The sequence below is a fragment of the Sodalis-like endosymbiont of Proechinophthirus fluctus genome, from assembly GCF_001602625.1.
Classification (GTDB): Bacteria; Pseudomonadota; Gammaproteobacteria; order Enterobacterales; family Enterobacteriaceae.
Map to the genome: position 1 here is coordinate 9,448 of NZ_LECR01000031.1, position 331 is coordinate 9,778.

Consider the following 331-nt stretch of genomic DNA (forward strand, 5'->3'; position numbering starts at 1 on the left):
GGGCGTCAGCACGCCGCGGGCGTATAGTGACAGAACATATTCGTCGTAATGGGTCTCTTCGTCCCCTGGCACCATGTTCCACAGGATACGCTTACCGCCCATGCGCACGGCGGTGCGATAGAATTCATCCAGTAGTAGGATATGCTGGGTGGAGCCGCAGTCCTCGTCTCCTAAACTGCCACTTTCGTTATGGCGAAAACGGTTTTCATCTATCAAGAAGAAGTTAACGTCCACGCCTCGGCGTATCGCCCACTGTTCCAACAGGTGGCACTTGCGCTGCAACTGGGTGCGTTCTTCGTTGTCCAGCCAGGATTGGTGACACACCCAGATA

General features: G+C 55.0%; 1 pseudogene. It reads right to left on the reverse strand.

Annotated features, from left to right (window positions below):
• Window positions 1-331: pseudogene (gene cyaA, locus BG74_RS16465) on the reverse strand (class I adenylate cyclase); the annotation flags it as partial.